Raw genomic sequence first — 3,535 nt, 5'->3', positions numbered from 1 at the left:
AGATGCCGTCTGAAAATAACCCCCTATCAATGGAGTATCAAACCATGAGCAACATCCCAGCAGAACTGAAATACGTTGCCAGCCACGAATGGCTGCGCCTTGAAGAAGACGGTACCATCACTGTCGGCATTACCCATCACGCGCAAGAGCTGTTGGGCGACATCGTGTTTGTCGAGCTGCCTGAAGTCGGCGCAAACCTGGCTGCCGAAGAGCAAGCCGGTGTGGTTGAGTCTGTAAAAGCCGCGTCCGACGTGTACGCGCCGATTGCAGGCGAAGTCGTTGCCGTCAACGAAGATTTGCCAAGCGCTCCGGAAACTGCCAACAGCGATCCTTACGGCGCAGGCTGGTTCTTCAAAATCAAACCTGCCAACCCTGCCGATTACGACGGTCTGTTGACTGCCGAACAATACGCAGGCGAAGTAGCTTGATTTTTGCAAACATCCAAACAGGTTTTGTGCCTGTTTGATATTGCAGGTCTTAGGTCGTCTGAAAAATGCTTTCAGACGGCCTTTGTTTCAATTTTCCCTCAACAAACATGAATTACTGCGAATTTGTCGCCACTCTTCCCGACGATACGGACAACCCCAACCAACATTATCACGACACGCAATACGGTTTTCCGATTGAGGATGACAATGAATTGTTTGAGCGGCTGGTGTTGGAAATCAATCAGGCAGGATTGAGCTGGACGCTGATGCTGAAGAAGCAACGGGCATTTCAGACGGCATTTAAAGGTTTCGACATCGATACGGTCGCCGCATTTGACGAAGCCGAAATTGAGCGGCTGCTTGCCGATGCAGGCATCGTCCGCAACCGCCTGAAAATCAACGCAGCCATTTATAACGCGCGACAAATCAAGCAAATACGGCAAGAATACGGCTCATTCAAAAACTGGTTGGATACACACCATCCGCTCGACAAGGCTGAATGGGTGAAGCTGTTTAAAAAACATTTCAAATTTGTCGGCGGCGAAATCGTCGGCGAATTTCTGATGAGTACCGGCTACCTGCCCGGCGCGCATGTGGAAACCTGTCCGGTTTATAGGGAAATATTGGCATGTCGTCCAAAGTGGGCGGAGGCCGTCTGAAACAACATCTGCAAGAAAAAACAGTGTTGATATCGATAACACCGAAGGAGTAGAAATGAAACTATCTGAATTGTTCAACCCGAACGAATTTGCCGTGCGCCATTTGAGCTTTGGCGACGAGGCTGCGCTTTTGGAAGCGCTCGGCGAGAAGAGCATGGACGATTTTGTCGGCAATACCGTGCCGCAAAGCATCCGTATGCCGTCCGAACTCGATTTGCCCGAAGCTTTGACCGAGGCGGACGCGTTGGCGAAATTGAAAGGCATCGCGTCGAAAAACGTGATCAACAAATCCTATATCGGTTTGGGCTATTACCCGACCCGCGTGCCGAACGTGATTTTGCGCAACGTATTGGAAAATCCGGGTTGGTACACTGCCTACACCCCGTATCAAGCGGAAATTGCCCAAGGTCGTTTGGAAGCTTTGTTGAACTTCCAACAAGTGTGTATCGATTTGACCGGTTTCCCTGTGGCAGGCGCGTCTTTGCTGGACGAGGCAACTGCCGCTGCTGAAGCGATGGCGATGGCGCACCGCGTGGGCAAAGTGAAATCCGAGCGTTTCTTTGTGGATGCGCGCGTGTATCCGCAAACTTTGGACGTGATGAAAACCCGCGCCAAATATTTCGGTTTTGAACTGGTGGTTGGAGATTTTGCCCAAGCTGATGACGGCGAATACTTCGGCGCGCTGTTCCAATACGTCGGTAAAGACGGCGACGTACAAGATTTGCAGGATGTTATCGGTCGTCTGAAAGCAAAAGGCACAATCGTGGCCGTTGCCGCCGACATCATGAGCTTGGTTTTGCTGAAGTCTCCGGCTGAACTGGGCGCAGATATTGCTTTGGGCAACACCCAACGCTTCGGCGTGCCAATGGGCTTCGGTGGTCCGCACGCTGCTTATTTCGCGTTTAAAGACGAGTTCAAACGTTCCGCCCCAGGCCGCATCATCGGCGTATCCAAAGACGCATCAGGCAAACCCGCGCTGCGCATGGCGTTGTCCACCCGCGAGCAACATATCCGCCGCGAAAAAGCGACATCCAATATTTGTACCGCACAGGCATTGCTGGCGAACTTGGCCGGTATGTATGCCGTTTACCACGGCCCGGAAGGCGTGAAACGCATTGCCAACCGCATTCATGCGCTGGCTTCTGCCTTTGCCGATGCGCTGGTTTCAGACGGCCTGAATGTGGTTCACAAAGTCTTCTTCGATACCGTTACCGTTGATTTCGGCAGCAAAGAGAAAGCAGACCAAGTGTTTGCCGCTGCTTTGGAGTCGGGTTACAACCTGCGCCGCGTCAACGATACTCAAGTTGCGGCTGCATTCCATGAAACATCGGCATACGAAGATTTGGTTGATTTGTACCGCGCGTTTACCGGCAAGGATACGTTCGCATTTGCCGATGACGTCAAAGGCCGTCTGAATGCCGAATTGCTGCGTCAAGACGACATTCTGCAACATCCCGTATTCAACCGTTACCACACCGAACACGAAATGCTGCGCTATCTGAAGAAACTCGAAGACCGCGACTTGGCGATGAACCGCAGCATGATTTCGCTCGGTAGCTGCACCATGAAGCTCAATGCGACTGCGGAAATGTTGCCGATTACTTGGGCAGAGTTCACCGACATCCACCCCTATGCCCCCAAAGACCAAGCCACAGGCTACTACGCGCTTTTGACCGACATGGAAAACAGCCTGAAAGCCATCACCGGCTTTGACGCGATTTCCTTCCAGCCCAACTCCGGCGCGCAGGGCGAATACAGTGGCATGCTCTCCATCCGCCGCTATCAAGAAGCCAACGGCGAGGGACACCGCAACATCTGCCTGATTCCCAAATCCGCCCACGGCACCAACCCTGCGACTGCCGCTATGCTGGGTTTGAAAGTCGTCGTTGTCGATACCGACGAACACGGAAACGTCAACATCGACGATTTGAAAGCCAAAGCCGAGCAATACCGCGACGCTTTGTCCGCCATCATGATTACTTACCCGTCCACCCACGGCGTGTATGAAGAAGGCATCCGCGACATCTGCCGCATCATCCATGAAAACGGCGGACAGGTTTACATGGACGGCGCCAACCTCAACGCCCAAATCGGCATCATGCAGCCTGCCGAAGTCGGCGCGGACGTGTTGCACATGAACCTGCACAAAACCTTCTGTATCCCTCACGGCGGCGGCGGTCCGGGCGTCGGCCCTATCGGTTTGAAAGCCCACCTTGCCCCGTTTGCACCGGGACATGCTTTGACCGACATCCACAGCGCCAGTGCCGACCAAACCGCCGTTGCTGCTGCGGCCTTCGGTTCTGCGTCCATCCTGCCGATTACTTGGATGTACCTGACCATGATGGGCAAACAAGGCATGGAGCAGGCAACACGCTGGGCATTGCTCAACGCCAACTACGTTGCCAAACGTCTGAGCGAAGACTATCCGATTCTGTATACAGGCAAAAA

At 53.3% G+C, this 3,535-nt stretch carries 3 protein-coding genes; all 3 read left to right on the top strand.

Annotated elements, in window-relative coordinates:
• Window positions 1-29 precede the first annotated feature (29 nt).
• Window positions 30-428: a glycine cleavage system protein GcvH gene (gcvH, locus tag ACTHS3_RS10785; RefSeq protein WP_036492952.1), complete on the top strand. Its 399-nt coding sequence runs from the start codon at window positions 30-32 to the stop codon at window positions 426-428.
• 107 nt (window positions 429-535) lie between these two features.
• Complete coding sequence (locus tag ACTHS3_RS10780; protein WP_049336411.1) at window positions 536-1,087, top strand: DNA-3-methyladenine glycosylase I; 552 nt, start codon at window positions 536-538, stop codon at window positions 1,085-1,087.
• Between the two features lie 55 nt (window positions 1,088-1,142).
• Window positions 1,143-3,535 (top strand): aminomethyl-transferring glycine dehydrogenase (gcvP, locus tag ACTHS3_RS10775; protein ID WP_440367941.1); only part of this gene is annotated, 2,393 nt, incomplete at its 3' end.

The sequence above is a fragment of the Neisseria sp. P0009.S007 genome, from assembly GCF_051962515.1.
The sequence above is the reverse complement of the archived record's forward strand: the minus strand, read 5'-3'. Positions and strand labels throughout refer to the sequence as shown.

Coding starts and splice junctions, on each gene's coding strand:
- gcvH (WP_036492952.1), top strand. CDS start 30: ATGGAGTATCAAACCATGAGCAACATCCCAGCAGAACTGAAATACGTT.
- ACTHS3_RS10780 (WP_049336411.1), top strand. CDS start 536: ATGAATTACTGCGAATTTGTCGCCACTCTTCCCGACGATACGGACAAC.